Annotated in this window: 1 protein-coding gene and 1 pseudogene; one reads left to right on the forward strand and one right to left on the reverse strand. The window is 36.4% G+C overall.

Annotated elements, in window-relative coordinates:
• The coding region (locus FTV32_RS07495) for a type I secretion C-terminal target domain-containing protein (protein WP_180028326.1) at positions 1–3292 on the forward strand (3292 nt) is incomplete at its 5' end.
• 755 nt (positions 3293–4047) lie between these two features.
• Here FTV32_RS07495 and FTV32_RS07500 read toward each other — a convergent pair.
• Positions 4048–4145, reverse strand: a pseudogene (locus tag FTV32_RS07500) (IS1 family transposase); the annotation flags it as partial.

Consider the following 4145-nt stretch of genomic DNA (forward strand, 5'->3'; position numbering starts at 1 on the left):
AGATGAGTACGAACAAGTATTGGCAGATGCCGAAGCATCAGTAGAGGCGGCTGAAGCAGCATACGCTGCGGCAGAACAAGCGCTGATCGATGCAAATGCCAATGGCCTCATCACCCCAACAGAACTTACTGCATTGACTCAAGCACGTGATGATGCACTTGCTGCGAAAACAGAAGCACAAACAAAAGTGACAGCGTTACCTGAGGCAGTACAAGCAGCAAAAGATGCGCTACAAGGTCGTTTAAATGATCTGGTTGATATCACTTTACCAACAGTAAATGATCAAAATGAAAATGATATTTCTGATGATATTGATACTTTACTAGCGGGGGTCGAAGCTTTAATAGAAAGTGCTGAAGAAGCTTATACAACGGCTGAAGAGGATTTAGCTGACGCCTTGCAAGACGGTACTGTAACACAGGCAGAGGCTGATAAATTGCAAGAGTCCCTAGAAGCTGCTCAGGCAGCAAAAACTCTTGCACAACAAGCATTAGACAATATTGATCAAACTTCAGACGCGATTGAAGCTGCAAAAGCTCTATTGCAAGAAAGAATAGATGATCTCGTAGATATTGAGGTACCTGAGCCATTTGCAACAGCGAATAATGATGTGCAATTGGTATTGGATATCACACCGACTGTAGATGTTAATGAAACACCAACAGAGCTTAACTCAACAGGATTTACAGTGGGTTCTGTTGGCTTAGGTCCAGTGTTAAATGCAAGTGTGCTTGAAAGCGTATTTAGCTCTTCAGTTTCCCTTTCAGTCGAAGAAGGCACCGAAAGAGATATTAGTTTCTATGCTGATGCTGGTGGTCTTACAGCAGGGACGATGAACTTATTTATGTATAAGTTAAATGAGTCAACTGGTGAATATGAATTAAAAGAAAAAATTGATAATTGGTATCTCGTTGTATTAGGTGGTGTGTCAGAAACGATAAGTCGTTCTTTAGATGAAGGAGAGTGGCTCATTGTATTAGGTAACGGCCAAGGGTTGTCAGCTGCTACGGGGTATACATTAAGATTTGAATCAGATGCTGTACGTGATTTTAATAATCCAGAAGCTGTGACAGGAACAATAAATGGTAATGTGATTACGGATCAGGATTATCAAAATGGTACAGATGTCGTCCCAGAGGGTAGTAAAATCAGTGGAGTTATTCATGGTGAAGATACCATTAATCAATTTACAGATGGTATTGCAACAATTAAAGGGGAGTATGGCACTTTAACTATCTCTGAAAATGGACAATATACATATACAGTAGATCCATTATTTAGAGATTACGGTGAAGTTGATCGTTTTGTATATGAGGTAACGGCACCAAATGGTGAAAAACGCACAGCTGAATTAAATATTGAATTAGTGCGTGTTGCCACAGATGAAAATGCCATCATTGATAATACAGTATTACTTGATGTTACTCCTGATTTAACTGAAACCACAGGCGAAGAATTAGGTATTTCAAATGCAGTCGCATTGAATTTACTTGATCTAGGTATTGCTGGTGATGTGTTGTCTGCAAGTGTAATTGGTACGGAAGGTGTCATGGACTTCACTGTTGAAGACGGTACTTTCCAAGAAATGACCTTTACCGGTTCCGCGGGCGGGGTAACGATACTTTCAACATTTAGTTTGGTTATCTATCGTTTAGATGAGAATACTGAACAGTTGGTTCAAGTACACGAAATTCCAAATTTTGTTCAAGTGCTCATTGGCGGTGGTGTTTCAACCCCGGTAACATTGAGTTTTGGTGAGGGTACTTACGTTGGTATTATCAAGCAAACTAGTGGTGTAAACGTAATTGGAGGAGCTTCAGCTCAAGTTACAGATGTCAATATTTACGATTATGCAAACCCAGAAACGATAACTGGATCAGTTCAAGGTGATGCGACTCCGATTACGACAGATAAATTAATATTGGTAAATAACACTGATGTGGTTGAAGGTGAAGCTTTAGTTGTACAGGGTCAATATGGCTCACTCAATATTAATACTGACGGTACTTATACCTACAATGTTACAGTTCCACAAAGCACAGTGGGTTGGACTCCACCATATGGTGAGATTGATCGTTTTGAGGTTGTAGTGGAACGAGCAGATGGTACAACTTACATTGAAGTTCTCAATATTAAGATTGATACCAATACAGTAGCTAACGATGCAGAAGTTGTAGAAGTTCAAGCTGCAAACTATTCAACGCTCAATGAATCTGTAGAATCTGGAATTATTGGATCTGCAAGTCGTACATTAGAATTTAAAGTTGAAGAAGGATCTTATATTAGTAGCTTAGATCTCCAAGGGAATATCACTCGTACTTTAACTAATGATAATCCTTCAATGAGTGTTGTGATTAATAAGGTGACTACTCAGCTTGTCAACGGCGTTGAACAGCAAGTGCTTGAACAAGTTTATACCGGAAATGTTAGTATTACATGGCCAGCTGGAACAATATTGAATCCTTCGACATCAACGACTTATGCCTCAGAAATTATTTTAGATGATGGCAAAGTGCTCGATGCAGGTGATTATGTTATTTCAATTAACACAACGAGTGGTACATTTAATTCAGTGAATGTATCTAGTGCATCAATTACTGGAATAATGGTCAATAATATTACTCCAACTGATACACCATTGCTTGAGGGTGACTTATTTGAAAATGATACAGCTATCGACCAAATTGATATTCTGAAAATTGGATCTAAAGAGCTTTATGTAAATGATCCAGCTAAAGGTGGTCAAGAGTTCACAGTTCAAGGTAAGCACGGTGTCCTTACTGTGTTCAAAGATGGCACCTATGAGTATCAACCATCAGGTTTAAGTGGAGGTCTTGAAACATTCACCTATACAACAGTTTCTAAAGCGGGAACATCACAATCTGCAACACTTGAAATTAATGTTTCGATGACGTTAACTGGAAGTGATGAGGCAGATACCGCACAAGCATCTGCTTCAATCGATACTTTTACTCTTGGTGAAGGTGCTGATACAGTCCTTTATGATGTGCTCAATCAAGCTCAACATACCGAAAGTCCAGATATTTGGACTGACTTTAATCAAGCTGAAGGTGATCGAGTTGATATTTCTGCTTTATTAAAAGATCAGAATGTTACATCGTCTAACATTGGTGAATTTGTAACGATCAAACAAGATGGTGCAAATACGGTGATTAGTGTTGATACTGATGGGGCTAAAACGAAATATAACCCAACTGAGCTTATTGTTCTGCAAAATACAGATAGCAGTCTTTATGCGATCGATGATCTGTTAAAATATAATCAAATTTAATTAAACAAATGAAAAGAGGTCTTTCGAGACCTCTTTTTATTTTTAAAAATGTGAAATCGAAAGTAATTGGTATGAAAAAAATAAAATTCTAATAATTTGAATAAATTAATTTTTGAAGAACAAAAATTTTATTTGTTATTTCGTCATTTGAAAAATATTCTAATAAAATAAAATTCATTATGGAGACGCGATTGCAACAAAAAAATCATATCCAAGCACCATTTTATAGAGCTTTATGTGTTAGTCATCAGGGGTAGACTTAATCATAAAAAAATGTTGTTTAGGATTTATTGATAATAAAAAATGGTAATGATTAAAAAAATTAAATTCCTACTCCAAAGAGATTTTCATCTCTATATTTAGACCTGTTTTTTGAACGTTATTAAATAGAATATAGAAATAAACACTCGCTCCGTTAAAAAAAGTTAACCTTGCTCATTTTTATTTGTGTTTTCAGGTGGCTAGTATGGAGGTAGTAGTAATGTCTAATTTTATAACTCGATATGTGTTGCAGAATTAGGTTATAGAGATCATTTTGCCTGAGTTTGAAGAATAATCCGCTCATTACTCATTATTCACATTGGATTTAAAGGAGTGCTTGCATAATTCGATATTCTTAAATTGGTTGAAAACTCAGTGCTTTAACTTTGATTGATTTTGATGCTTAAATAAACATGTGAATATGAAAATTTTTAATCTGAAAATTTAACCCTGCTATTTTATTTTTTGGTGGTGTTTCAAAAAGTATGCTGGCGTTAAACAAATCCGTTATTAAGGTAAAAGAAAGTCAAATCAAAGGCTTTAAAATGATTTTCGAGCTTTTTAGAAAAGTTGCAACTTCTCCTAAATCCAC

Origin of the sequence: Acinetobacter sp. YH16032 (assembly GCF_013417345.1) — a bacterium.
Classification (GTDB): domain Bacteria; phylum Pseudomonadota; class Gammaproteobacteria; order Pseudomonadales; family Moraxellaceae; genus Acinetobacter.